This is a genomic window from Thalassobacterium maritimum (genome assembly GCF_031127805.1).
Classification (GTDB): domain Bacteria; phylum Verrucomicrobiota; class Verrucomicrobiia; order Opitutales; family Coraliomargaritaceae; genus Thalassobacterium; species Thalassobacterium maritimum.
In genome coordinates this window covers 1-1,107 of the sequence record NZ_JARXHW010000160.1, presented here as the reverse complement: position 1 = coordinate 1,107, position 1,107 = coordinate 1, and the positions used below count along the sequence as shown (strand labels likewise).

Sequence of the window (1,107 nt, the reverse complement as noted above, 5' to 3'; positions counted from 1 at the left end):
AGGATGTGCTGGAGGAATCGCCTTAGGAACTCTTGGCCGTTCAGTGTCATGGACTTGGTTCGCGCGCGGTCTGCATAGTCTTTGTATCGGAAGGTGACGGAGTCGGTATCGATGGACTGGATGCGTGACTCGTCGAGGGCGACGCGGTACACGTAGCGCGCAAGGTAGAGCAGTATACTGCCGGGCTCGGCTTGTGGGGCACGGGCGTGGACAACCCATTGCTTTGGAAGCTTCTTCTCTGGTAGGCTTTGCCCCTGTCGCTCCAGCGCTGCGAAGCACTTGGCTCGGAAGATGGCTGAGAGTGCGCGCACGGGCAGGAAGTAGCCTTGGGGCGTGGGCTTCCATGTGCCCTGTCTGGTCATGCCACCGGCAGTGACGATGAGGTGGATATGGGGATGGAAGTGTAGATTTTGCCCCCAAGTGTGGAGCACAGCGATCATGCCGGGCTTGATGCCGTAGCGCTCTTTGGCGAGTCGTAGCACGCTCTGCGAGGCGGCCTCGAAGAGTGCGCGGTAAAGTGCTTCCGGCTGGGCGCGGCAATGCTCGGCCAGTGCCCCTGGCACGGTGAAGACGAGATGGGCATAGGGCACTGGTGGGAGCTCTCGCAGGCGTGCGGCGATCCACTCTTGCTGTTTGCCTTGCTGGCAACGGGGACAATGACGGTTGCGGCAGGAATGCCAGCGCACATGCGCATGACCGCAGTGCTGGCAGGCACGACGGATCCCGCCCAGCCGCTGCGTGCGGCAGGATTCGATGGCGTGCAGCGCTTTGCGCTGGTGCGCGGGCACGCGCCCGCCGCGCCGCTTCAGGTAAGCGGGGCCGAAACGGCGCACGACTTGCGCCAACCGGGGCACGGGCCGCTTACTCCGGCGCGCCTTCCATGCCGGGCGGGATGTGCAGCTCAATCAGGTCGAGCGGACTACACCAGTTCTCCAGTCCCTTATTGCTCACATGCAGGTAGCGTGCGGTGGTGTGCAAGTCGGCGTGCCCGAGCAAGCGCTGGATCACCGCCAAGTTCATGCCGCCTTCGAGCAAATGTGTGGCAAAGCTGTGGCGCAGTAGGTGGATGCCGCCCTTTTTCGTGATCCCGGCACGCTTGGCGGCCGT

Annotated in this window: 2 protein-coding genes; both read right to left on the bottom strand. The window is 63.4% G+C overall.

The window, feature by feature from the left end; genetic code table 11:
- Nucleotides 1–854, bottom strand: an 854-nt coding sequence (locus tag QEH52_RS19815) for an IS91 family transposase (RefSeq protein WP_308952695.1), incomplete at its 3' end; no start/stop codon positions are given.
- A gap of 7 nt (nt 855–861) precedes the next feature.
- On the bottom strand, nt 862–1,107 hold a 246-nt coding region (locus QEH52_RS19810), incomplete at its 5' end, for a tyrosine-type recombinase/integrase (RefSeq protein ID WP_308952694.1).